The sequence below is a fragment of the Mesorhizobium sp. B1-1-6 genome, from assembly GCF_006443035.1.
GTDB lineage: Bacteria > Pseudomonadota > Alphaproteobacteria > Rhizobiales > Rhizobiaceae > Mesorhizobium.
In genome coordinates this window covers 329023-351289 of the sequence record NZ_VFWR01000006.1, presented here as the reverse complement: position 1 = coordinate 351289, position 22267 = coordinate 329023, and the positions used below count along the sequence as shown (strand labels likewise).

Sequence of the window (22267 nt, the reverse complement as noted above, 5' to 3'; positions counted from 1 at the left end):
CCGGAAGGGCAAAGTTACCAACTTTGACGATCCGGGATCTGGTTGATGCCGTGCGTGCCATTGAAGCGGGCGAAGAACTTTATGGCGACCCAGCAACAGCAGTTGCGCACTGCGCGCTGACTGCTCATTTGGACGGTCCTGTGGATGACTAACGTTTCTGGTGCGCGGTCTTCGCAACCTTTTTGCGTCAGGTTACCAGGCATGAACACCAGAAACCGAACCGCTTGAGATCTATTCGCGCCGATGTTCCGTCATCGCGAGCGGTGGTGGGCTATTGGGGCCCCGCGTTCTCGCGCTTTTTCCTAGGCGCCGAACTCGCATAGGGAATGTCAGCCGTCAGCCGCTGCTCCCGCAGCCGAGCTGTTTTCGCATCCCGTGCCGCGCGCTCGACCTCGATCAACTCGCGCGCAGCATCCGAGGTGCGCTCCGTTCTGTCTTGTTTTTCCTTCTCGGTGAACCGTTGCCTTTTCCGCATCACTACCCCGATCTGACGTTGCCGCCCAGTGTTGCCGCACAGAACGAGTGTCTCCAGGCCGGGTTCCACCTGGACAGCAAAAAGCCCGCCACCTTTCGGCAGCGGACGCGTTTGTAATGGCCGCCGTGGCATCGCCGAAATGCAAAAGCAGCCCGCCTCAAGCCATTGCCGTGGGGCGAGACGGGCTGCGGAAGCTGGGAGTATCGCTGCGAAGCTTCCGGCGCTCCAACTTCGGAAAGAGTACGTTGTTCCGCGTCAAAGAAAAAAGACCGACAAGGCCCCGAAACGCAAAAACTGGGCAGGCGGTAAGTTCCGCGAGTTGGCTAACGGCCCAGCGGCTGCTTCGAGAGCAAAACCAACTCCGCCTCGTCGACCACACCTGCCATGTAATTCGCGATAATTCGGGAGGCAATGAACTCGCGCTCATCCGGCGATGGGTTGCCCAGCTTAAGGTTGTCGAAAACCCGCCCAAGCAGTGCCAACTCAGATGCGTCGAAAATACCGGCCTCCGCCGCCTTTCGTTGAATTGACATGATTTTCTCCCGGGAATCCAACACCGAAAACATGCAGCAAGACCTCCGGCCGTGCAAGACCTTCAAGGGCAGCGATCCTGGCCGAGATCACAACGGCCAGCGCTGGTTTTTCAGGAAACGGGCTTCGCGCGCAAAGAACTTCAGTCGGTACCAATGAGCTTGATCAACCCGCGCGCTTCTCGTTCCGGGATGCCGACCTCTCAAGCCAGCCGCCGAGCAAGCAACTGCATGCCCTCGTCATCTTCGGGTCCGCCGCCGTGCTCTCTCATCGGAACCTCCTTTAGTCTCCGAACTTGCCGGAAGCGGCTTCGTTTCGCTGGATGACTGAAAACCCCGCCGGCCGGAGCCAGCGGGGCCCGATGGACTGCGAGTTCCTGCATCGAGGGGCACATGGCGCCATGCAGGAAGAGCTCGGCATCCTGGTTGCCTTCAGCAGGTAGAGATATGCCTTAAAGGGACGAGGCGGGCCTCAGAGTTCCGCGTGTTCGATGGCCGAAGGGGAAGAGGAAGCCAAACGAAGAGCACTTCTCCGCGGCCAGGGCTATGATCATCCCATCGATTCTTCAACCGTTTCTCTGCTCACTTGATCATCCCCATGAAGGCACTGACGCGCACGCTTCAGGTGTCGGCGTGCGGCCCGCTTCCGTCTTCCATCACTGTCAGGCATAGCCCAAAAAGGGATTTATTCCTCGTCTCGTCATTTCACTCTTGACAGCTTTGTTCCGTTTTTGTTCACTGTCCATCCACGACATTAGGAGGCGTTCAGGTGGATTGCGTTGTGTCACTCGACAGCCGGCAAGAGGCTGCCCTTCAAGCCACCGTCGACAGGTTCGTTGCCGTACACAAGGGCGACGTGATGAAGGCCCTCAAGGAAATGATCGTTCTCAACGGTTACCTTCAGGACCGCCTTGACGCGCGCTCGGCATCCCGCAGAGCAACCCGTTAGGAAAATACTGCAATGGCCACGATGCACCTAGACGCCGAAACCAAAGCCGAATTACACGCGGAGGCAGAGAAGCTCATCGCCCGCTACGAAACGCCCCTTGAGACCGTAAAGGCGCTCATGGCTTACAACTGCGAGCTTGAGACACAGATCCTCGCCATCGCTCACAGGCATCCGGGGCTCGTGGCGATCAGCTTCGATCCTACGCCGCCTGTGCTGGGGTCAGACTGACAACCCTCAATGCATGACCTTATCGCTTTCATTGGGAGTAACTCTGCACTGGTAGCGGCCAACCCGGCAGCCTTTGCCACGTTTGCCGTGCTGTTTGGAGGTGGCGGGTTCGCTGTTGGACGGTATTTGCTGACTGAGCGTATCGCCAATCTGGAAAGCCGAATTGCCAGACGCGACGAGGAAATAGCGGACCTTAAGTCAAAGCACACAGCGCCAGAGCAAGGGGGCCTATCGGTGCCTCTATTCGAGATGACCGAGGTTCTGCCCCCTCCACCGCTCAACGTCCACCGGCTCTTGCTCCAGCCCAAAGAGGACCCCCATCTCAGATAACCTGATGCCGCAACATAAAGCCCCGAAGCTAATCGTCGTCACCGCCTTTGGCCGCGATGAGACTGGCGACCTCCGGCCTGTCTTCGGACCAGCCGACTGGAGATCGGGCGATATGGACCGCAAGGACTTGGCTGGGAACCATGCCGGCGTCATTGCGAGGTCGCGTGAAGCCAACCCGGTACTGCGCGAATACGGGAGCCGACGACGCTGTTTGTGGGTGGCGACGTGCCAGACATGGAGTAAGCTATAGTCTCAACCGCTGGCAAGCAGCTTGCCTCCCTCCTCAACAGCGGCAATGAACGCCTGGCGGACATCCTCAGGTGTCATGTCGCCAGCCAAACAGGACAGGCAGGCGCGTACCGCAAGGTCCCATTTGGGGCCTCGATCGTTCCACCCCATGAGCTCCCGAGCTGCACCCTCGACGTTGTTGCAGCTATACGTCATGCCAGGCTTGCCAGTCCTGATAGAGACCGGGGGATTGAACCAATGGAGGCTCATAAAGGCTCTCTGAGGTCGAACAGGACGAACTGGCCGCGAAACTTGGCTTCGTTCATGATGATCTCGACCAATTCACCGTCGGTCTCTTGTACTACGGGCATGAATGGCTCCGACGGCGCGCCTCTGCGCCGGGCAAAGATGGCCTAGAAATAGCCGAGGATGGATTTGACCTCCAGATATTCCAGCATGCCCTCGATCCCATATTCGCGTCCGTTTCCGGACTGCTTGAAACCGCCAAACGGCGCGTGCGGATCCCAGGCCGGGTAGTTGAGATGCACCTGACCGGAGCGAATGCGCGATGCGACGTCTCTGACGGCGTCCATATCATTGCCCTGCACATGGGCTCCCAGACCATAGACCGTGTCATTGGCAATGCTGACGGCCTCATCAACTGTGTCGTAGGGGATGATGCAGAGAACTGGACCGAAAACCTCTTCCTGTGCAATGCGCATGTTAGTGCGCACGTCCGAAAAGATCGTCGGCTTCACATAGAGGCCGACGTTCAGATCGTGTGCACGACCCAGTCCGCCGATGATGAGCCTGGCGCCCTCCGAAATACCGACGCCGATCATGATTTGGATGCGATCGAATTGGGCACGGTTGGCGATTGGACCGTGAGTGGTGGCTTCCGAAAGAGGATCGCCGACGACGATCTGGGCCGCGACCCTCTTGGCGATTGCCTCGATCTCGGACAGCCGCTCGCGTGGCACGATCATGCGTGTCGGAGCGCTGCATGACTGGCCGAGATTGCGGAAGGCGGCGGCTATGCCCAGGGAAACGGCGCGGTCGAGATCGGCGTCCGGCAGGATCACGTTCGGGGACTTGCCGCCGAGTTCCTGCGCGACACGCTTGACTGTCGGCGCTGCCGCCTGGGCCACCGCAATGCCCGCGCGGGTGGACCCGGTAATGGAAATCATGTCGACATTCGGATGGGATGCCAGACTAGCACCCACGCGTGCACCATCACCTTGCGCCAGATTGAACACTCCGGCAGGGAAGCCGGCTTCCTCGATCGCCTCGGCGAACAGCAGAGCGTCCAGGGGAGAAAGCTCGCTCGGCTTCAACACGACCGTGCAGCCTGCCGCGAGCGCGGGCGAAACCTTGGCGGTGATCTGGTAAAGGGGCCAATTCCATGGCGTGATCAAGGCGCAGACACCGATCGGTTCGTGGGTGACGGCGGTTTGGCCCCGCTGCTTGACGAAGGGAAAGGCTGTCACCACATCGCGAGCGACCTTGATATGCGCGATCGCCAGCGGCACCTGGGCGGTGCGCGAATATCCAATCGCCGCGCCCATTTCGAGGGTGAGGCATTGCGCAAGCAGTTCACTGCGCGCCTCGAGCAGCGCCTGCAGGCGGTCGAGCAGACCGGCACGATATTCCGGCGTGGTCCGGCTCCAGGCGGTGAATGCCCGGCGGGCCGCTGCAACGGCCGCATCCACGTCCAAGCTGTTTCCGAGCGGAAACCGAGCCACAACCTCTTCGGTGGAGGGGTTCACCACCAAGCCCTTGGCGGTGCCGCTTGGCTCGGCCCATCGACCGTCGATGAAGAACTTGTCCAGGTGGCCGTTGCGCGAGAGATGTTCGAGGGGCGTGATCACGCGACAAGATCCTTAATGCGGGAATAGGCACCCAGAACCGGCAGGAACCAGGGGCGCCCGAAATGGCCGGGTATCGCTGGCCATTCGAAATCCTTCCAGAGGTTCAGGTCGGGGCGCCCATCCATGACATCAGTCATGGTGCTGCCTATCAGCGTCGACTTATCCAACCAGTGAGAGGCAAATTTCATTTTCTTGACCGCCAGTGCTGATTAGAGTGGGCTCGTCCGAGGCGTGTGTTCGCGTCTACCAGCCGCGCATCCGCTCCCAACGCGTTTCAATCTTGGGGCTGTCCCCGTTGACGACGCTGTAGAAGTCATGCTGGGCAGCCATCGCGCACGCATGGTTGGGCAGGATCCGGACCCGAGACCCGAGCGGCAGTTCGGGCATGGATTTCCCGGAACCGGCACGAATGGAGAGGATACCGTGTTCCTGGCTGGCCTGGGCCACAATCACATCTTCAAGCACGCGCCCCTTTTCGTCGCAGACCACGCCGTAACCCTGGTCGATCTGCTGGTTTGCGGTTCCCCGGTCGCGCGATAGCGCCATCCACCCAGCGTCAACCAGCACCCATCCATTTTCCGGCTTGGAGCCGATAACGGTGGCTAAAACGGAAATTGCGAGATCGTCGCGGTCGCAGACGCCAACCCCATGCTGGACGAGATCGAAGAACATGTAGACGCCGGCGCGCAGCTCCGTGACACCCTCCAGGTTCTGGGCGAAATGCGCTGTCGGCGTCGAGCCGACGCTGACGACCGGACAGGCGTGGCCATAAGCGCGCAGGATTTCAGCGGCGCGCACGGCGGCTGAACGCTCGTTCTCCGCTGCCTTGACCAGCGCATTGGGTGTGTTCAAGCCGTAGGATTCGCCCGCGTGAGCGAGAACGCCGACGAGCTTGGCACCGGCAGCGACAACCCTGTTGGCCACGTCGAGCAATCTTGGGTCGTCCGGCCTCAAGCCACCGCGATGGTCGTCGCAGTCCAGTTCGATGAGGACCGAGGGCGTCATGCCGGTGGCTTCGCGCACTCGGGCCAGGGCGTCGGCCTGGTCCACGCAATCGAGAAGCAGCTTCACATCGGCGCCGGTACGGCGACAAAGCTCCATGGCGCGCCTTGCCGAAGCCGGCGAGATGCCGACGGCATAGGTGATGTCGCGAAAGCCGTGGTCCGCGAAATACGCCGCCTCGGCGACGGTCGAGACCGTGATGGGACCGGGTCCCTGTGGAAACACGTCGCAAGCGACGTCGATGCTCTTGGCCGTCTTCATGTGCGGACGCAGCACCACGCCGAGCTTCTTGGCGCGTTCAGCGAGGCGTTGAATGTTGCGTCCGAGCCGTCCGCGGTCCAGCAGCAGGGTCGGCGTCACAAGGGCGTCGATACTCTTCGCCGTCGCGCTCCCTGATAGATTTGCCGCCCTATTGTCCATGACCTTGTTTCCTAAATGAACGACTGGTTTGCCAATGCGTACATGTGGGCCAGCCCGTCAGAAACGGGTCGTTGCCCTTTGACCATAGCGGTGGCACTGCCGGTCCGCTTGAGGCCGAGGCTCTCAAGCCAGTCGCCCAATCCATCCTCGGCATAGACGTCGATGCGAACGAATTGATCGCGAAGCTTCGAAAGCTGGGCCAGGATCAGAAGCCGCGCGTCCTCCACGCTTTCGGCCGCACAGGGGCCGACAACATAGCCGCGCCCGAACTTCCTGGCGATGGCGTAGCCGGCAACCCGCCCCGCGCGCTCGATAACGACGACCTTGCCCGCATCGGCGAGCGCAGCCACCATCGCCGTCCGGGGCATGCCGGTGGCCCGTTCGTCGAAGGCCTGGATTGCCGCGAGGTCTAAGACCGTCGCCTGACGGATGTCAGGGGTCGTCTGCGTCACGGCAACAGTCAGCGGGCCCTGGTGCTGAAGTACAGTGCCCCAGGCAGTGAAGCCACGCCGTTTATAGAGCGCGAGCCCCTCTTCGGTCGAATTGAGCAGCACGTGGCGCCCCTGTGTAGCCGCAAGCAATCCATCAAAGAGCCGGGAGCCGTTGCCGCCGCCTTGCGCGGAGCCGGTGACGATGATCATTCCGGCGGAAGCATAGGTCGGTCCGTAGCTCCAGGACATGGCCGTGCCGATCACGTGTCCTCCCCGCTCCAGGACCAGACCATTTCCAACCATTGCGGCAAATTCCCAATCCTCCAGGCGATAGGGCCAGCCCATCTCCTGCGACAGCTTCAGCGCGCCCGGCAAATGGCGGGGCTCCAATTTCATCAGCTCCATCTGGTTGCTGACGATGTCTGTGCCATGCTCAATTGCCATAAGTGCAACGCTGTCATTCGATCCAGGATTGAAGTCGCACCTTAGAGTGGCGTCCGGCGGACAGATTTCGCTGCTGTTTTGCGCTTTCAATTCAGCGGGATTGTTCGTTTTAAGCAGTTCCTCGGCATCCCAAATTGCGCAAATCAGGCGAGGACTATCGGGCACCTAGAATCGCTCCGCCTGGTTGCCCTGCGATCGGCCGAGGTCCGCATCGTTCGCTGTGGCGTGCGATTTCTGCCTCGGTAACGCCGTAGCTGCAACCAGCGATAAACGACTGACGCACATGGGGAATTTTGGATGATCTACATCAGCGAGGAGGAATCGGCCGCCCTTGTCACGCATGAGCTTGCTTTCGAGGCGGCGCGGAAGGCTCTCGTGGCAGCAGCGTCGGGGCGGAGCTGGGTCTTTCCTGCTGTTCTCGGGCGCACACAGGAGGCGACCAATACCTTCTCAGTCAAATCCGGTTCGTCGGATGACCTAACCGGCGTGAAAATCGGCTCCTTCTGGTCTGGCAACCCGGCACGTGGCCTTCCCCGCCACAACTCCACAATCGTGCTGCTCGATCAGCATTCAGGTCAGCTCAGCGCCGTTATCGAGGCCGGAAAGGTCAACGCCTACAGGACGGCCGCAGCCGACGCGGTTGCGGCCGATTTACTTGCGCGCAAGCGAGCCAAAGTTCTGGCGATATTCGGCGCCGGCAATCAGGCGGGCTTCGAAGTGATGGCGGTGGCCCGCATCCGCCCAATTGAAACCGTGCTGGTCGTGGCGCGGCCTTCGCCGCAGCTCGACGCTTTTGTCGATCAGATCGGCGAAAAAGGCCTGGATGCGCGCGCTGCCTTGCCGGAAGAAGCCGTGCGCGCAGCCGACATCGTGGTCACAGTGACACCCTCACGCGAACCGCTGTTCGATGCCGCTTGGGTGGGACCCGGAACCCATATCGTCAGCATGGGGTCGGATGCCCCGGGCAAACGCGAATTGCCGAGCGAATTATTTCCCAGGGCACGCCTGTTTTGTGATCTGCTTTCCCAGTCCGTCCAGATCGGCGAGTTCCAACACGTGCGCGACGACATCGACGGCGGCGTACTTGCGGTGACGCCAATCGGCGACGTCGTTGAAAAACGTGCTCCCGGACGCCGCTTCGACTATGAAATCACTGTCTTCGACAGTTCCGGTATCTCTCTCCAGGACCTCTACATGGCCGACGCGCTGATCCGCGCGAAAGCGTCCCACCACTGATCGGCCTCGCACCGACAGGTCCAGCCCCGACGAATTTTTTCCGCTGCACTGGAAAAAACCTTTACAGCCGAGCCGTGCTTCACGGCACCGCATGAGCTCAAGACTCCGGCCCACCGCCAAAGACCATATGGCAACCAAGTCCCAGATTCGATAGCCCTGAGTGAGAAACCAGCGTCATCGTCGCCATCAGAATTCTGCCCTGGACGTTCATGCCCGCAGATGGCGAGCCTTGGAGGGAGCCGCAAGCGCCGCCTACCAATCCATCACCACCTTGCCCGAACTGCCGCTGCGCATCGCATCGAATCCAACCTGGAAATCATCGATGCCGATACGGTGGGTGATCAGGCCTGAGACGTCGAGCGGGCCCTGGACCAGAGCTATCATCTTGTACCAGGTCTCGAACATCTCGCGGCCGTAGATGCCCTTGAGATGCAGCATCTTGAAGATGACCTTGTTCCAATCGATCTCGAACCCGGTCGGCGCAATGCCGAGGATGGCGATCTTGCCGCCATTGTTCATGGTGTCGATCATGTCGCGGAAGGCGGGGGCTGCCCCCGACATCTCCAGGCCGACATCAAAACCCTCCGTCATGCCGAGCGCCGGCATCACGTCGCGCAGTTTTTCCTTGGAGGCGTCGACGACATGCTGGACGCCAAGCTTGCGCGCAAGATCCAGCCGAACCGGATTGATATCCGTGATAACGACCTTCCTGGCGCCGACGCATTGCGCCACCAGCGCGCCCATGATGCCGATCGGTCCGGCCCCGGTGACCAGCACGTCCTCGCCGACCAGATCGAAGGACAATGCGGTGTGGACCGCATTGCCCAGGGGATCGAAGATCGCGGCGATCTCGTCCGGCACATCGTCGGGGATCGGCACGACATTGTGCTGCGGGATCGCCAGGTACTCGCCGAAGGCGCCCGGGCGATTGACGCCGACGCCGAGCGTGTTGCGGCACAGATGCCCCCTGCCCGCGCGGCAGTTGCGGCAATGACCGCAGACGATGTGGCCTTCGCCCGACACACGCTGGCCGACCTTGTATTCGGTGACCGCGGCGCCGAAATCCGCAACGGTGCCGACGAATTCATGGCCGGTCACCATCGGCACGGGCACCGTCTTCTGTGCCCACTGGTCCCAATTGTAGATGTGGACGTCGGTGCCGCAGATCGCGGTCTTTTTCACCTTGATCAGGACGTCGTTGGGGCCGATTTCCGGCACCGGCACCTCTTCCATCCAGATGCCCGGCTCGGCGCGAGTTTTTACAAGTGCGCGCATCATGTTGGACATCAGCTAATCACTCCGAGTTCGCGGCCGACCTCACCGAACGCTGCAACCGCCCGGTCGATATCGGCTGCCGAATGGGCGGCCGACATCTGCGTCCTGATCCGGGCCTGGCCCTTGGGCACGACGGGGAAGGAAAACCCGATCACATAAATGCCGCGCTCGAGCAGCATGTCAGCCATCTGCAAAGCCAGCGCGGCATCGCCGATCATCACTGGAATGATCGGGTGGTCAGCTCCGGCCAATGTGAAGCCGAGCTTTTTCATGCCGGAGCGGAAGCGCTCCGCGTTCTCATAGAGACGTTCACGCAGCCCTTCGTTCCTCTCGATGATGTCGAACACCTTAAGCGATGCCGCCGCGATCGCTGGCATCAGTGTGTTGGAAAACAGATAGGGTCGCGAGCGCTGGCGCAGCCAGTCAACGACCGGCCTGCTCGCCGCCGTGTAGCCACCCGAGGCACCCCCCAGCGCCTTGCCTAGCGTACCGGTGATGATGTCCACCCTGCCCTCGACGCCGCAATATTCCGGCGTGCCACGGCCATGCTCACCGACGAGGCCGACAGCGTGGCTGTCGTCCACCATCACCATTGCCTCATATTTTTCTGCGAGGTCGCAGACGCCCGCCAAATTCGCGATGATGCCGTCCATCGAGAAGACGCCGTCGGTGGCGATGAGCTTGAAGCGGCTGCCTTCAGCCTTTTTCAGTTCTTCCTCAAGGCTCCCCATGTCATTATTGGCGTAGCGGAAGCGTTTCGCTTTGGAGAGCCGCACACCGTCGATGATCGAGGCATGGTTGAGCGCGTCGGAGATGATCGCATCCTCTTCGGAAAACAGCGTCTCGAACAGGCCGCCGTTGGCGTCGAAGCAGGAACCGTAGAGGATCGTGTCTTCCATGCCGAGGAAGCTCGATATCTTTGCCTCGAGCTGCTTGTGTTCCTCTTGTGTGCCGCAGATGAATCGTACCGAGGCCATGCCGTAGCCGTATCGGTCGAGCGCGGCCTTCGCCGCCTCGCGCAGCTCTTCGCTGTCAGCGAGGCCGAGATAGTTGTTGGCACAGAAATTGAGCAGCTTTCGGGCGCCAACCTCGATTTCGGACCACTGGGGCGAGGTGATGACGCGCTCGCGCTTGTATAGGCCCTCCGCCTCGATCTGCGAAAGCAACTCGCGAACGCGGTTGTTGAGAGTCGGTGCCATCCTGCTTTTGCTTCCATTGGTGATCTTCGCGGTCTTGCTCATGCGATTTCTCCCCTGTGCACGCGTAACATGCGCTCGCAGTGGCTCGGATCGTGTGCTTTGAGGATTGCAGCCTCCCGAGGCTGGTGCAGGTCCCAGAGACGCGATAGCCAAAAGCGAAATGCTCCAGCGCGTTGCATCGCGGGAAGCAATATGCGTTCGGCTGGAGTAAGCGTTCGAACGGACTCATAGGCGCCTAAGAAAGCGGCTGCTCGCTCACCGTCTTGGCTGCCGGTGCAGTCATCGACGCACCAGTCATTGAGGCATACGGCAATGTCAAATAAGAAGGCGTCGCATCCGGCGAAGTAGAAATCAAAGACGCCGGTCAGCTGACCACCGTCAAACAACACGTTGTCACGAAAGAGATCAGCGTGCACCGGCCCCTTGGGTAGTTGCCGGTAGGTGGAGGACTGGGCAATTTGGTTCTGAAAGGCCAATTCCCTTGTGAGCAGCGAGCACTGTTCCTCAGATACCCAGCGGCCGACCACAGGCACCACCTCGTTCCACCATTCGAGACCACGCGGATTGACCTGGTGTCGTGGATAATCGGTCCCAGCCAAGTGTATTCGCGCCAGGGTCTCCCCGATAGAGCGACAATGCGACACTGTCGGTGCTGTCACGCTCTCGCCAGGAAGCCTGTTGACGACCACCGCAGGGCGATCTTTCAGCGAATGAAGGATTTCGCCTTTGACGTTGGCAACCGGATCCGGGACCGGCAGGCGCCGCGCCGCAAGGTGCTTTATAAAATGGAGGTAGAAAGGCAATTGTTCGAATGTCAGGCGCTCAAACAAGGTGAGCACATACTCTCCGGTTTCGGCATCTACGAAGTAGTTCGTGTTCTCAATTCCGGTCGTGATGCCGCGAACAGAACGCGGCCAGCCTAGACCCAGCTCCCCAAAGAAGGCTGCGACTTCGTCGAATGACAGCTTCGTATATACAGCCATGGCGGAAATAACGATCTCCGATTGCTCAAGCAGTTCTTCAGCAGGCCGCACCCTGCACGATTTCGGCGATGTAGGTCTTTACGGTCTGCGCATCGGCGGGAATGACCTTAAATCGTCTCGGCAAATCTTCTATTCCATCGAACCGTTCTGGACGATCTGGCTCGCGGCCCAAAGCCTCCCTGATGGTCCCCGCAAATTTGACCGGCAGGGCCGTCTCGAGCACGATCATCGGCATCTCCGGAACGGAGTGCCTGCGTGCGACCGTGATGCCGTCAGCAGTGTGTGGGTCGATTAACGCGTTGAAGCGGCGCCACGTGTCACGGATCGTCTCCAAGCGGTCGGCGTGCGTGCTCTTGCCGCTGTAGAAACCAAAACGAACCGCCACCTGCGCAAAGGCGGGATCACCACTGAGATCGAACGATCCTCTTCCCCCGAGCTGGTTGTCGAACATTGATTTCGTTCGGCTCGCATCGCGACCGAGCAGGTCGAAGACGAAACGCTCGAGATTGGAGGCCTTGGAAATGTCCATCGATGGGCTTGATGTTTCATACGTGTCCGCTCGGCCCCGCACGCGATACACGCCGGTGCGGAAGAACTCATCGAGCACGTTGTTCTCGTTGGTTGCAATGACGAGACGGGATACGGGAAGTCCCATCATGCGCGCGACGTGACCAGCACAGATGTTTCCGAAGTTCCCTGAAGGAACGGTGAAGTCGACCTCTGATGTGTTCCCCGCGGTGACCTGGAAGTAGGCGGAGAAATAGTAGACGACCTGAGCCATCAGCCGGGCCCAATTGATCGAATTGACGGCGCCTATGCGGTGGCGCCTCTTGAAATCACCATCGCCGGACACGGCTTTCACGATATCCTGGCAATCGTCAAACACCCCTTCGATGGCGATGTTATGGATGTTTTCGTCCTGCAGGCTGAACATCTGGGCTTGCTGAAAGGTGCTCATGCGTCCGTGCGGCGACATCATGAAGACCCGCACCCTCTTCTTGCCGCGCATGGCATATTCCGCCGCGCTGCCCGTGTCGCCACTGGTCGCCCCGAGGATGTTTAGTTCCTCACCACGCCGCGCCAGTTCATACTCGAGCAGATTGCCAAGCAACTGCATCGCCATGTCCTTGAACGCCAGCGTCGGGCCGTTCGACAGTTCCGCCACGTGGAGACACGTCTCAAGCGCGCGCACCGGCGCGATCCTGGTGGTTCCGAAAACCTCGGGCGTATAGGTCTTTGCGCAGATGGCCTTCAGATCGACGGGCGGAATATCGTCGATGTAGAGCGACAGGATCTCGAAGGCGAGGTCCGGATAGGACAGCCTTCGCCACCGATCCAGCATTGGGTCATCCACAAACGGGTACGTCTCGGGCACATAGAGCCCGCCATCCGGCGCCAGACCTTCAAGCAGGATCTCGCAGAACTTCCTGCGTTCGGAATGGCCGCGTGTGGAGATGTAGTGCATGTGATGCTCTTCCCTGTAGACGCGATCGTTCAGCCGGGCCGCAGCGCCGCATGGTCAATGGGCCGCCAGTTTTAGCGGTCAGCGTTGGGCCCGCCACCACGCGATCTTGTCCTGCAGGCCATAGCGGCGATTGTTTGTGCGCGTCAGGCCTGACTTCCGGCTGATCTTCAGATAGCGGCGATGTCCAGCTTCGAGCCGTCGACCAGACGCGACAGGCGGAATGGTGTAGGATCGACGCAAGGGGTGTCGTTTACGACAAGCTCTGCGGCCAGATAACCAAGCCCCGGGCCCAAACCGAAGCCGTGGCCCGAGCAGCCCGCCGCGAGGACGAGACCTTTCACCGCATCCACCTGCGACACCACAGGCACTGCGTCGGGCGTGCAATCGACGAAGCCGCCCCAGGCACTATCGATCTCTATGTCGCCGAGTTGGGGGAAGGTCTTCCGGACACTCTCCACGACTTGGCTTACCAGCCATTTTAAGGGTGGAGGATCCAGCACCCGATTCTGTTCGAAGATCCGATCGTCGCTGGTCAGCAGCGCCGGCATTGAGTCCGGCCCCGAAAGGAACGATTGACCGATGCCGAGCCTGACGTTCTTTAGGCGACGCAAGAATTGCGGCATGAATTCCCGGCTATACCGGATCGCTTGGGGCGTGATTTCGAGATTCGCCTTGCCGCTGATCGCAAGCGTATAGCTGCCGTCCAGTCGGCGCGTGATCGTGCAGTAGGGTGTGGAGACCGCCTCGCCTATGTTGATTGTCGGGGTGGAACGCAGCGCGGTCTGCCGGATGCTCGCTAGGGGGAAACTGATCCCGAGCGGCCTAAGGAAGCGCGAGGACCAGGCGCCAGCGGCGCACAGCACCGCGCCGGTTCTGATGTAGCCCTTCTCCGTGTGCACGCCCGCGATCTTGCCGTTGGCCAAGTCGAGCGCCCGCGCGGCGCATTCCTGGTGGATGGTGGCGCCCAGAGCTCTGGCCCCATCGGCGATAGCCGGCGCGGCGAGCGCAGGTTCGGCCTTACCATCCCGATCTGAATAGGTCCCGCCGACCCATTTGTCGCGCGCTTCGGGGACGCGCTCGGCCACCTCCGCCCGGCTCAGCATGCGGGTGTCGACCTCGTATTCCCTGGCGACCTCGCGCCACCTTTCCCAGCCGGCGAGCACAGCCTCGTCGTGAGTCGCATAGACGAGACCGCAGCGTCGAAATCCAAGGTCCCGATTGATATCGCGCGTCAGCTCGTCCCACAGTCGCATGGAGATCACCGAGAGCGGCAGTTCGCGCCGATCGCGGTTCTGCTGGCGGCACCAACCCCAGTTTCGGCTCGATTGTTCACAGGCGATGTGGCCCTTCTCTAGCAGAGCCACAGAGAGGCCACGCTTCGCCAGGAAATAGGCGGCCGTAGAGCCGAGGATGCCGCCGCCGACGATGACGACATCGACTTCGGCCGGGAGACGCTCATCGCTGTGAATGCGTTCGACTCGGGGCGACATGTTCCAACCAACCTCGGCTGCCATGAAGGCGGAAGCAAAGTTCCGATCAGCCCTTCATCGCATCGTGCGCTCGAAAGAATGTGCCGAAATCATCTAGGACTTCGCCAGATGTGCGCGCTTTTGATCCCTTGATCGATACGAACTGCTCAGGCCCGACCGAGTTCCAGTTCGGCGCAGGGCGGCGTAACCTGCTCGCGAGTCCGTTGGATCGCGCTTGAGGGTCTTGAGCCTGCGTGCGAAGTTGTAGGCGGCAACGAAGTCGGCGAGGTGTTACCCGAACTGCTCGTGGCTCTCCTAGCAGAAGCGTTTGACCGTGGCGTCCTTGATCGTGCGGTACATCCTCTCGACCTGTCCATTGGTCCAATGATGCTTGGCCTTAGTCGTACGGTGCTCGATGTCGTTCGTGGCCTAGGCATATTCGAAGGCGTGCGCCCAGAAGCGTTCGCCCGTTGGCTATAGCCCCTTTGATCAGCGGCGCGGCCGAGCCTCCGGCATTGGGTGTGGTGAACTGCTTCCATCGTCGGTGAGCACTGAGTGGATTTATAGGGAACGGCCGCGATCAACCGGAGCAGGAACTCTCGGGAGACGACAGTGGTGGCCTTCTCATGCAATTCCATGAAGGCGACCTTCGAGGTACGATAGATGGCGACGAACTTGTGCTGCTTGCCCTGATGCGGGATCGTCGGCTGCAACGCATAGAAGCAGTCATCCTGCGGCGGCAGCGTATAGCGTCGAAAGGCGACGATGACGGCCTCTTCATCGACCGTGAGCAGGGTCGACCGCGCCTCCTTCGGCGCAATCGGCAGATCGAGGACACAGATTCGACTCTGCAACTTCGCGACGGTCTTCTTCCATAGCGCTTCGCCGGCGCCGTCAAGCTCCGCGGTGCTCCAGCCGGGCCGCAGCGACGAATGGTCAAAAAGGCCGTCACCTTTGGCCTCAGCGGCTGGCGCGCCAGAAGGCGATACGGTCCTGCAACCGATAGCCCTGGATAATCGCAGGCATGAACCACGGAGTGCCGCGATAGAGCGGGATGGCGGAAGGCGGTCGAAAGTCGAACGCTGTGCGCGACTGCTCACCATGCCCGATCAGCTTGTGGGCCGCACGCATGCCGATCCATGGCGCCCAGACCACGCCCGAACCGCAGAAGCCGGTGGCATAGACCACACCTTCCTTCTCGAAGATTCGGGGCAGCATATCGCGGTTCATCGCGACGTTGCCGAACCAGCAATGCGAAAGGCGCACGTTTTCCAACTCCGGGAAAAGGTTCACCAGGCCCTTGCGTAGCAGAAGTTTCGGCGCCACCGGATCGCCGACGCGAGAACTGTCGCGCCCGCCCAGCAGAATGCGTTTTCCGTCGGGCGAGGGACGATAATAAAAACCGAGTTGCCGGTTTTCGGTGATCGTCATCAGCTTCGGCATCAGTTGCGCCATGACATCGGGCGCAAGTTCCTCGGTCACGATGATCCGGCTGCGGACCGGAACCAAGCGGCGACGCAGGAAGGGAGCGGCGCCGTCGGTATATCCATTGGTGCAGACCAGAACCTGCCGTGCATCGACCGTCCCTGCCGAAGTCACCACGCGGAACCCCGAACCGTTCCCCTCGATCGACTTGACCACTGTATGCGAATGGACCGTCAACCCGGATGCGAGCGCCACCCGCAGGAGCTCAGCGTGGAACTTTGCGGGGTGCAGCCCGCCAATGTCCATCCGAACGGTTCCGCCGCGGTAGAAGTCGGTGCCGATATAATTTCGCTGCTCGGCATGCGGAACGGCGTAGGACTGGATCCCCAGTTTCTTCGCCAGTGTCTCGGCGCCACGCGCCATTATCTCATACTGTTGATACCCGAAAGCGCCTTTGAACTGGCCAACCAGCCGGAAGTCGCAGTCGAGCCCTTCGGTCTTGATGAAGTCGTAGAGGAATTCGCGCGCGATCTTGCCCTCGGCCTCGATCGCCATGGCCTTCTCTTCACCGAAGCGCCGGGTGATCGTGGCATGGTCCGGCCGGATGCTGCCGCTCGTAATCCCGCCGTTGCGCGTGGAAGCACCCTCGCCCGGATGCATAGCATCGAAAGCGGCGACCGAGCGCCCCTCGCGCGCCAGCACAAGCCCAGCCGAAAGCCCGGCATAGCCGGCGCCGACAATCACCACATCGAGCTTCTTTGCCAGCGGCTGCCGCGGCAGCGGCATGACGGGCGCCGCTTCCCACCAGTAGGGCGTGTTCTTTTCGGCGACTTTGGGCTCTTGCACGTGACTGACTTCTCTTGATGTTCCAGGGATTAAGAAAGCGGCCGCTCGCGGCACTTCAAATATGGTCGTCCCGGACGTCCAGCGCGTCACGCAGTCCGTCACCAATGAAATTGAAACTGGTCACCGCGATGGTGATTGCAGCTCCGGGAATGATGGCCAGCCAAGGTGCGCTGCCCAGATATTGCTGGGCGCCGTTGAGCATGTTGCCCCAGCTGGGCAATGGCGGCTGAATTCCGTAGCCCAGGAAGCTGATGTAGGCTTCCATTAGAATGGCGCGCGCGACCGTCAGGGTGGAAGCAACGATAATGGGTCCCATGGCGTTGGGCAGTATCTCGCGGAACATGATGTGGGTGCCGCTCAATCCCAGCATGCGCCCGGCCAGGACGAACTCGCGTTCCCGCAACGAGCGGACTTCCGCTTCCACGATACGGGCAACCTCCATCCAACTGGTGAGGGCGATGATGACGGTGATCATCACAGGACTGGGCTTCAGTGCCGCAGCCAGCGCCAGGAGCAGAAAGATCGAAGGGAACGACAGGAAGCCATCGACCGTGCGCATCAGCGTCGCCCCGATCCAGCCGCCGCGATAGCCGGCGATCACGCCGACAAGCGTGCCGACGAGGGTCGACAATACCATGGCGAAGAAACCCACCAGCAGCGAGATTCGTCCCGCCATCAACAATCTTGCCGCAAGGTCGCGGCCAAGCGGATCAGTGCCCAGAAAGTGGTGGCCCGTCAGCGGTGGGGCAAAGCGGGCCCGCAGATCGATATACAGTGAGTCATAAGGCAGTAGATGGGGGCCGAGCACGCAAGCAAGCACGAGGAAAATGATCATCGCCAACCCGAGCAGCGCCAGGCGGTGTCTCATGAAACGAAGCGCCGCGCGGTTGTTTGTCCATCGGCTTGGAGCTGCATTTGCGGTGAGAGCGGTCATATCGGCTGTCTCCTGTCGGGGAAGTTGCGCGCTCAAGCCAGGCGAATACGTGGATCGACAATAGCGACGACAATGTCGGCGATTAGGTTTCCAAGCAGAACGAGGATGGCCGAGAACATCAAAAGCCCCATCACAACCGGATAGTCGCTATAGCCAAGGCTATCCAGGAACAACCGTCCCATTCCCGGCCAGGTAAAGACGGTTTCGGTCACCAGAGCGCCGGTGAGAACACTGGGAAGCTGCATCCCGGCCAAGGTAATCATCGGCAAGAGTGCGTTGCCGACGACATGCCTCATCAGAATCCGCCGTTCGCTCAATCCCTTGGCCCGAGCCGTCTTGACGAAGTCCTGGCTGATGGCGTCGAGGGTCGCCGTCCGCATGTAGCGGCTCCAGATCGCGACATGGACCAGCGACAGCACGATGCTTGGCAGGATCAAATGGTGGAGATATCCCAGGATCGAGGCATCTCCGATCTCGGACATATTGCCCGCGGGCAGCCAGCCCAGCTTCAGGGAAAAGATGTAGATGCCGACGAGTCCGAACCAGAAGGTAGGGACCGACAAAGCGATCATGGCACCGACAGTCGCTAGATAGTCGAATAGCGAGTAGCGGCGTGTGGCGCCCCGAATTCCAATCCAGGCGCCAATGGAGATCGCAATCACGGTTGAAGATCCCATCAGCAGCAGCGTGGCGAACACGTGGCTGCCAATGATCTGCAATACCGGCGCTCCGTCGCGGAAGGAGTGTCCCCAGTCGCCCTGCAGCAGCCGCCATGCCCAGTCCAGGTATTGGATCCATATAGGCCGATCGAGGCCAAGCAATCCCTTCAGCCGCTCGATATCCTGCTGGGTCATTCCGGGATCGAGCCCGAATTGCGCCAGTGGGCCGCCCGGGAGGAGGTTCAGAATGCCGAAGCCGATGATCGAAACGATCACAAGCAGCACCAGGCTCTGCGAGAGGCGATTGAGCAGGAAGCCGCGCATTCTGAGTCCTCCGTTGTGGGTTGGCGATTTTAGGCTGTTGCCGTCGCCGCAGTGAAATCCGGCGACGGCAATAGGATGGATCAGGCCTTCCAGCGCCAGTCTGCGGCATGCCACGACGCGGTGCGCGTGTTGGCATTGGGCTTGAAACCGTCCAACCCTGCCTTGCGTCCGAGCACGTTGGTGATCGCTAACAGCGGCAGGAAGGGCAGATCATGACGCACCACTTCCTGCACGCGGTTATAGATCCCGTGCCGCTCTTCCTGATCGAAGCTGCGAGCACCCTTTTCAAGCAGGGCATCGACTTCGGGGTTGGAATACTGCCCGGTGTTCGAACCGTGCCCGCCTTGAGCAGCGATTGCCTTCGTATGGAGGCGGTTTGTGGCGTCGGGGTCCGCGGCAATCAGATAGGTAACGCCCACCATGGCGGTGTCGAACTGCGACTTCAGCCAGAATTCGCCCCACATGACCGCAGCCGGCAAGTTCGAGATCGTCATCTCGACGCCGATCTCGGCAAACGTCTGCTGCAGGAACTGCTGCGTCTGCTCGCGAAGATTGTTGCCTGACGTCGTCGAATTGGCAAAGGACAGTCGCACTCCATCCTTGGCGCGAATTCCATCCGGGCCTGGCGCCCAGCCGGCCTCATCCAGAATTTGTCGCGCGCGGTCCATATTGAATTCCTGCGCGGGCAGGTTCGGATTGTAGTAGTAGGACTCCTTCGGCATGAAGGTCTCGGTGAGAGTGCCCACGCCGTAATAGATCGTGTCAACGATCGCTTTCCTGTCCATTGCGGCGTAAAGCGCCTGGCGCACTGCCAGGTCCTTGAACTGCGGGCGCCCCAGATTGAGGTAGATCGACTCCACGGATGCGCCGGTCTCCAGTGTCACCACGCGGTCTGGCAATTCGCGGGCTTCAGCATAATGGTCGGCGGTAATGTAGGATTGATCGACCAGGTCGACGTCGCCGCTCTTGAACTGCGTGTAGAGCACCGTCATATCGGGGATGTATTTGAAGATGAGCTGCTCGACATAGGGGCCCTCGCCGGCATGCTCGGGGTTGGCGACGAGCTCGATATGGTCGCCGGCTACCCGTTGGCTCCACTTGAAAGCGCCGGTGCCGATCGGCGCCTGGTTGAACGCCGCTGTATTCGGATCGCCCTCTTTCCCCAGGATGTGCTTGGGCACTATGAAGGTTTCGGCCAGGAACGACAGATAGGGCGCAAAAGCCTCCTTCATCCGCCAGGTGATCTCGGTGGGCGAAACCACCGTAATGTCCTGCACGAGCGAATGGCCGCTTGTACGCCAAGCGCGAAATTTCGGGTTGGTGATGAGCTCAAGGGTGAATTTCACGTCCTCGGCCGTGAAGGGCTCGCCGTCGTGCCAGCGAACATTGTCACGTAACCGGATGCGCCAGTTGAGACCATCCTCCGAAATGCCGCCGTTCTTCTGGCTTGGCACCTCGGCCGCGAGGTTCGGCTGAAGGACACCTTCGGCATCCATCCTGACCAACGCATCGAAAACCGAGAAATGGACCGCGTCATCGACTTCGATATGCGCCATCAGCGGATTGAACACCGTCGGCTCTTGTGAGAGGCCGACGACGACGCGACCGGCCGGGCCCGTGGCAGGGGTCTTGGCGAAAGCGGACTTGCCCAGAAGATTGGGCGCGATCAAGCCTGCAGCCCCACCTAGCGCCATCAGTCGGAGTGCCTGGCGTCTCGAATAGTTGGATGTAGTCGTTGCATTTTTGGTCATCGTAGTTCCTCTCTTGTTATTTTTCATGCGTTTGCTGCAATGGGACGGGCATTGCCTGGCCGCTCCCCCGGAATCGCCGCCACGAGTTGGCGCGTGTAGGCTGCTTGCGGGTTCAGGAATATCTGCGAGGGCGGTCCGCGCTCGACGATCCGGCCCTTCTGCATCACGGCGATTTCATCGCAGATTTGGCTGGCGACTCGCAGGTCGTGCGTGATGAAGACCATCGATACGCCAGTCTCGCGCTGGATCTGGTCCAGAAGCTGCAGGATCTGCGCCTGGATCGACACGTCGAGCGCGGAAACCGCCTCATCGGCAATGAGCAGCTTCGGTTTGAACATCAGCGCGCGCGCGATGCCTATGCGCTGGCGTTGCCCACCCGAGAACTCGTGCGGATAGCGGCCGAAGGCGCCGACATCGAGACCGACATGGGCCAGGAGCGCCCGCGCTTCCTCGCGCGCTTGGGCGTAAGGCATTCCGTGTGCCACCGGACCGACCGTGATGATATGGCCGACCGTTGAGCGTGGGTTCAGAGACGCGAAGGGATCCTGGAAGATCATCTGGATCCGCGGTCGAAGTGGGCGGAACTTCGCTTCGGAAAGCTTGGCGATGTCAGATCCCTCGAACAAAATCTCGCCGCCGTCGCTGTCCAGCAATTTGATCAGAAGCCGGCCCAGCGAGGATTTTCCTGAACCGCTCTCGCCTACGACGCCCAGGGTGCGGCCTTGCGCCAGTTCGAACGAAACCTCGTTCACCGCCATCACAATCCGCTGCGCTCCGAATAGCGCGCTGCCGCCATGATAGGTCTTCACCAGACCTTCGACTTTCAGGATCGGCTCCTTGCTGGCGGCTTCCGCACGAGGGCGATCTTCGCCGGTCAGATGCGGTACGGCCGCGATCAGGCGCTGCGTATAGGGATGCTTGGGCGACTTCAGCACCTGCTCGGCGCTGCCCTGCTCGACGATGTGACCTTTTTCCATCACCACGACGCTGTCGGCGATCTCCGCCACCACGCCAAAATCGTGGGTGATGAACATCACGCTCATGCCCTTGCGGCGCTGAATGTCGCGGATCAACTCCAGAATCTGTGCCTGGGTGGTCACGTCGAGCGCAGTGGTTGGCTCATCGGCGATCAGCACCGTCGGCTCGAGCGCCAAGGCCATGGCGATCATGACGCGCTGTCGCTGCCCGCCCGAAAGCCGGAAAGGGTACTGATGATACATGAGTTCGGGATCTGGCAAGCCCACTTCGGTGAGCAGCTCAATGGCGCGGTCGCGGCAGGTTTTTGGCGTGCCGTATCCATGCGCGGCCATGACCTCGTCAATCTGCGCGCCCACGGTCATCAGGGGATTGAGCGCCGAGAGCGGATCCTGAAAGATCATCGACACGACCCGACCACGCAGGTTGCGCAGCTTGTCGGGCGACATGCCGATGATGTTCATCCCCTCCAACTGTATTGAACCCGATGAGAGGCGGATCACCTTGGGCAGGAGCCCCATGATCGCGTTCGCCGTGACCGACTTGCCTGATCCGGACTCGCCTATGATGCAGAGGATCTGGCCGCGTTTCAGATCGAACGAGATATTCTCGACCGCATGGACCCGCTCCATCCCGGCCGGCAGGCTTACGGTCAGATCGCGCACCGAAAGCGCTATGTCATGGGGGGCAACAGCCTGGATGCTTGCGACCATCTGGATCAGATCCCCTTCAACCGAGCGGGTCCACGCTGTTGCGGACCGCATCATCGCCCTTTGAGCAGAAGCGCCTCACCGCAACAGCCGTAGCCTGGGCATCTCGAC

At 60.7% G+C, this 22267-nt stretch carries 18 protein-coding genes and 2 pseudogenes; 2 read left to right on the top strand and 18 right to left on the bottom strand.

Annotation, left to right across the window (positions count from 1 at the left end; genetic code table 11):
- Nucleotides 1-798: 798 nt before the first annotated feature.
- Complete coding sequence (locus FJ979_RS15020; protein WP_140581919.1) at nt 799-1008, bottom strand: hypothetical protein; 210 nt, start codon at nt 1006-1008, stop codon at nt 799-801.
- A gap of 958 nt (nt 1009-1966) precedes the next feature.
- On the opposite strand from FJ979_RS15020, the gene FJ979_RS15010 reads away from it, so the two are divergent.
- The gene (locus tag FJ979_RS15010; protein ID WP_140559979.1) at nt 1967-2182 is read left to right on the top strand and encodes a hypothetical protein; all 216 of its coding nucleotides are present in this window, start codon (nt 1967-1969) and stop codon (nt 2180-2182) included.
- A gap of 582 nt (nt 2183-2764) precedes the next feature.
- On the opposite strand, the gene FJ979_RS14995 is transcribed toward FJ979_RS15010, so the two are convergent.
- The 5 genes from FJ979_RS14995 to FJ979_RS14975 form a co-directional block, all read right to left on the bottom strand.
- Entirely contained in the window at nt 2765-3010 is a 246-nt protein-coding gene (locus FJ979_RS14995; RefSeq protein WP_140559981.1) for a DUF982 domain-containing protein, read from the bottom strand.
- 143 nt (nt 3011-3153) lie between these two features.
- A complete protein-coding gene (locus FJ979_RS14990) occupies nt 3154-4608 on the bottom strand; it encodes an aldehyde dehydrogenase family protein (RefSeq protein ID WP_140581846.1) in 1455 nt (484 codons plus the stop codon).
- Complete coding sequence (locus FJ979_RS14985; protein WP_224704882.1) at nt 4605-4796, bottom strand: hypothetical protein; 192 nt, start codon at nt 4794-4796, stop codon at nt 4605-4607. Before FJ979_RS14985 ends, FJ979_RS14990 begins: the two co-directional genes overlap by 4 nt.
- Nucleotides 4797-4851: 55 nt before the next feature.
- Nucleotides 4852-6030, bottom strand: coding sequence for an alanine racemase (locus FJ979_RS14980; RefSeq protein WP_140581843.1), 1179 nt, complete (start codon nt 6028-6030; stop codon nt 4852-4854).
- Nucleotides 6031-6041: 11 nt separating this feature from the next.
- A complete protein-coding gene (locus FJ979_RS14975) occupies nt 6042-7070 on the bottom strand; it encodes a GNAT family N-acetyltransferase (protein ID WP_224646636.1) in 1029 nt (342 codons plus the stop codon).
- 132 nt (nt 7071-7202) lie between these two features.
- Here FJ979_RS14975 and FJ979_RS14970 point away from each other — a divergent pair, with 132 nt between their 5' ends.
- Nucleotides 7203-8141 carry an ornithine cyclodeaminase family protein gene (locus FJ979_RS14970; RefSeq protein ID WP_140581841.1) on the top strand — a complete coding sequence of 313 codons (939 nt, stop codon included), beginning with the start codon at nt 7203-7205 and terminating at the stop codon, nt 8139-8141.
- 252 nt (nt 8142-8393) lie between these two features.
- Here the strand turns inward: FJ979_RS14970 and tdh are convergent, their stop codons facing one another.
- From tdh to FJ979_RS14915, 12 genes and pseudogenes are all read right to left on the bottom strand, one after another.
- Nucleotides 8394-9428 (bottom strand): L-threonine 3-dehydrogenase, encoded by a 1035-nt coding sequence (tdh, locus tag FJ979_RS14965; protein ID WP_140581838.1) that lies wholly within the window; start codon nt 9426-9428, stop codon nt 8394-8396.
- Nucleotides 9428-10615 (bottom strand): glycine C-acetyltransferase, encoded by a 1188-nt coding sequence (locus FJ979_RS14960; RefSeq protein ID WP_140581916.1) that lies wholly within the window; start codon nt 10613-10615, stop codon nt 9428-9430. Before FJ979_RS14960 ends, tdh begins: the two co-directional genes overlap by 1 nt.
- A gap of 38 nt (nt 10616-10653) precedes the next feature.
- A complete protein-coding gene (locus FJ979_RS14955) occupies nt 10654-11598 on the bottom strand; it encodes a homoserine kinase (RefSeq protein WP_140581836.1) in 945 nt (314 codons plus the stop codon).
- A 37-nt stretch (nt 11599-11635) separates the two neighbouring features.
- The gene (gene thrC / locus FJ979_RS14950) at nt 11636-13063 is read right to left on the bottom strand and encodes a threonine synthase (protein ID WP_140581833.1); all 1428 of its coding nucleotides are present in this window, start codon (nt 13061-13063) and stop codon (nt 11636-11638) included.
- Between the two features lie 167 nt (nt 13064-13230).
- Nucleotides 13231-14553, bottom strand: a complete 1323-nt coding sequence (locus FJ979_RS14945) for an FAD-binding oxidoreductase (protein ID WP_140581914.1) — start codon at nt 14551-14553, stop codon at nt 13231-13233.
- Nucleotides 14554-14826: 273 nt separating this feature from the next.
- Nucleotides 14827-14955 (bottom strand): annotated as a pseudogene (locus FJ979_RS33070) (IS481 family transposase); the annotation flags it as partial.
- Nucleotides 14956-15066: 111 nt separating this feature from the next.
- Nucleotides 15067-15418: pseudogene (locus FJ979_RS33065) on the bottom strand (IS481 family transposase); the annotation flags it as partial.
- A 74-nt stretch (nt 15419-15492) separates the two neighbouring features.
- Nucleotides 15493-16803, bottom strand: a complete 1311-nt coding sequence (locus FJ979_RS14935) for an FAD-binding oxidoreductase (protein WP_140581830.1) — start codon at nt 16801-16803, stop codon at nt 15493-15495.
- 55 nt (nt 16804-16858) lie between these two features.
- On the bottom strand, nt 16859-17737 hold the full coding sequence (locus FJ979_RS14930; RefSeq protein WP_140499530.1) for an ABC transporter permease: 879 nt from the start codon (nt 17735-17737) through the stop codon (nt 16859-16861).
- A gap of 32 nt (nt 17738-17769) precedes the next feature.
- Nucleotides 17770-18720 (bottom strand): ABC transporter permease, encoded by a 951-nt coding sequence (locus FJ979_RS14925; protein ID WP_140499531.1) that lies wholly within the window; start codon nt 18718-18720, stop codon nt 17770-17772.
- 80 nt (nt 18721-18800) lie between these two features.
- Nucleotides 18801-20471, bottom strand: coding sequence for a peptide ABC transporter substrate-binding protein (locus FJ979_RS14920; protein WP_140581828.1), 1671 nt, complete (start codon nt 20469-20471; stop codon nt 18801-18803).
- Between the two features lie 23 nt (nt 20472-20494).
- Nucleotides 20495-22159 (bottom strand): ABC transporter ATP-binding protein, encoded by a 1665-nt coding sequence (locus tag FJ979_RS14915; protein WP_140581825.1) that lies wholly within the window; start codon nt 22157-22159, stop codon nt 20495-20497.
- Nucleotides 22160-22267 lie beyond the last annotated feature (108 nt).

Bases quoted from the DNA above. Each gene is read 5' to 3' on its own strand.
- FJ979_RS15020 (WP_140581919.1), bottom strand. From the start codon at position 1,008: ATGTCAATTCAACGAAAGGCGGCGGAGGCCGGTATTTTCGACGCATCT.
- FJ979_RS15010 (WP_140559979.1), top strand. From the start codon at position 1,967: ATGGCCACGATGCACCTAGACGCCGAAACCAAAGCCGAATTACACGCG.
- FJ979_RS14995 (WP_140559981.1), bottom strand. From the start codon at position 3,010: ATGAGCCTCCATTGGTTCAATCCCCCGGTCTCTATCAGGACTGGCAAG.
- FJ979_RS14985 (WP_224704882.1), bottom strand. From the start codon at position 4,796: ATGAAATTTGCCTCTCACTGGTTGGATAAGTCGACGCTGATAGGCAGC.
- FJ979_RS14980 (WP_140581843.1), bottom strand. From the start codon at position 6,030: ATGGACAATAGGGCGGCAAATCTATCAGGGAGCGCGACGGCGAAGAGT.
- FJ979_RS14970 (WP_140581841.1), top strand. From the start codon at position 7,203: ATGATCTACATCAGCGAGGAGGAATCGGCCGCCCTTGTCACGCATGAG.
- tdh (WP_140581838.1), bottom strand. From the start codon at position 9,428: ATGTCCAACATGATGCGCGCACTTGTAAAAACTCGCGCCGAGCCGGGC.
- FJ979_RS14960 (WP_140581916.1), bottom strand. From the start codon at position 10,615: ATGGCACCGACTCTCAACAACCGCGTTCGCGAGTTGCTTTCGCAGATC.
- FJ979_RS14955 (WP_140581836.1), bottom strand. From the start codon at position 11,598: ATGGCTGTATATACGAAGCTGTCATTCGACGAAGTCGCAGCCTTCTTT.
- thrC (WP_140581833.1), bottom strand. From the start codon at position 13,063: ATGCACTACATCTCCACACGCGGCCATTCCGAACGCAGGAAGTTCTGC.
- FJ979_RS14945 (WP_140581914.1), bottom strand. From the start codon at position 14,553: ATGTCGCCCCGAGTCGAACGCATTCACAGCGATGAGCGTCTCCCGGCC.
- FJ979_RS14930 (WP_140499530.1), bottom strand. From the start codon at position 17,737: ATGACCGCTCTCACCGCAAATGCAGCTCCAAGCCGATGGACAAACAAC.
- FJ979_RS14925 (WP_140499531.1), bottom strand. From the start codon at position 18,720: ATGCGCGGCTTCCTGCTCAATCGCCTCTCGCAGAGCCTGGTGCTGCTT.
- FJ979_RS14920 (WP_140581828.1), bottom strand. From the start codon at position 20,471: ATGACCAAAAATGCAACGACTACATCCAACTATTCGAGACGCCAGGCA.
- FJ979_RS14915 (WP_140581825.1), bottom strand. From the start codon at position 22,159: ATGGTCGCAAGCATCCAGGCTGTTGCCCCCCATGACATAGCGCTTTCG.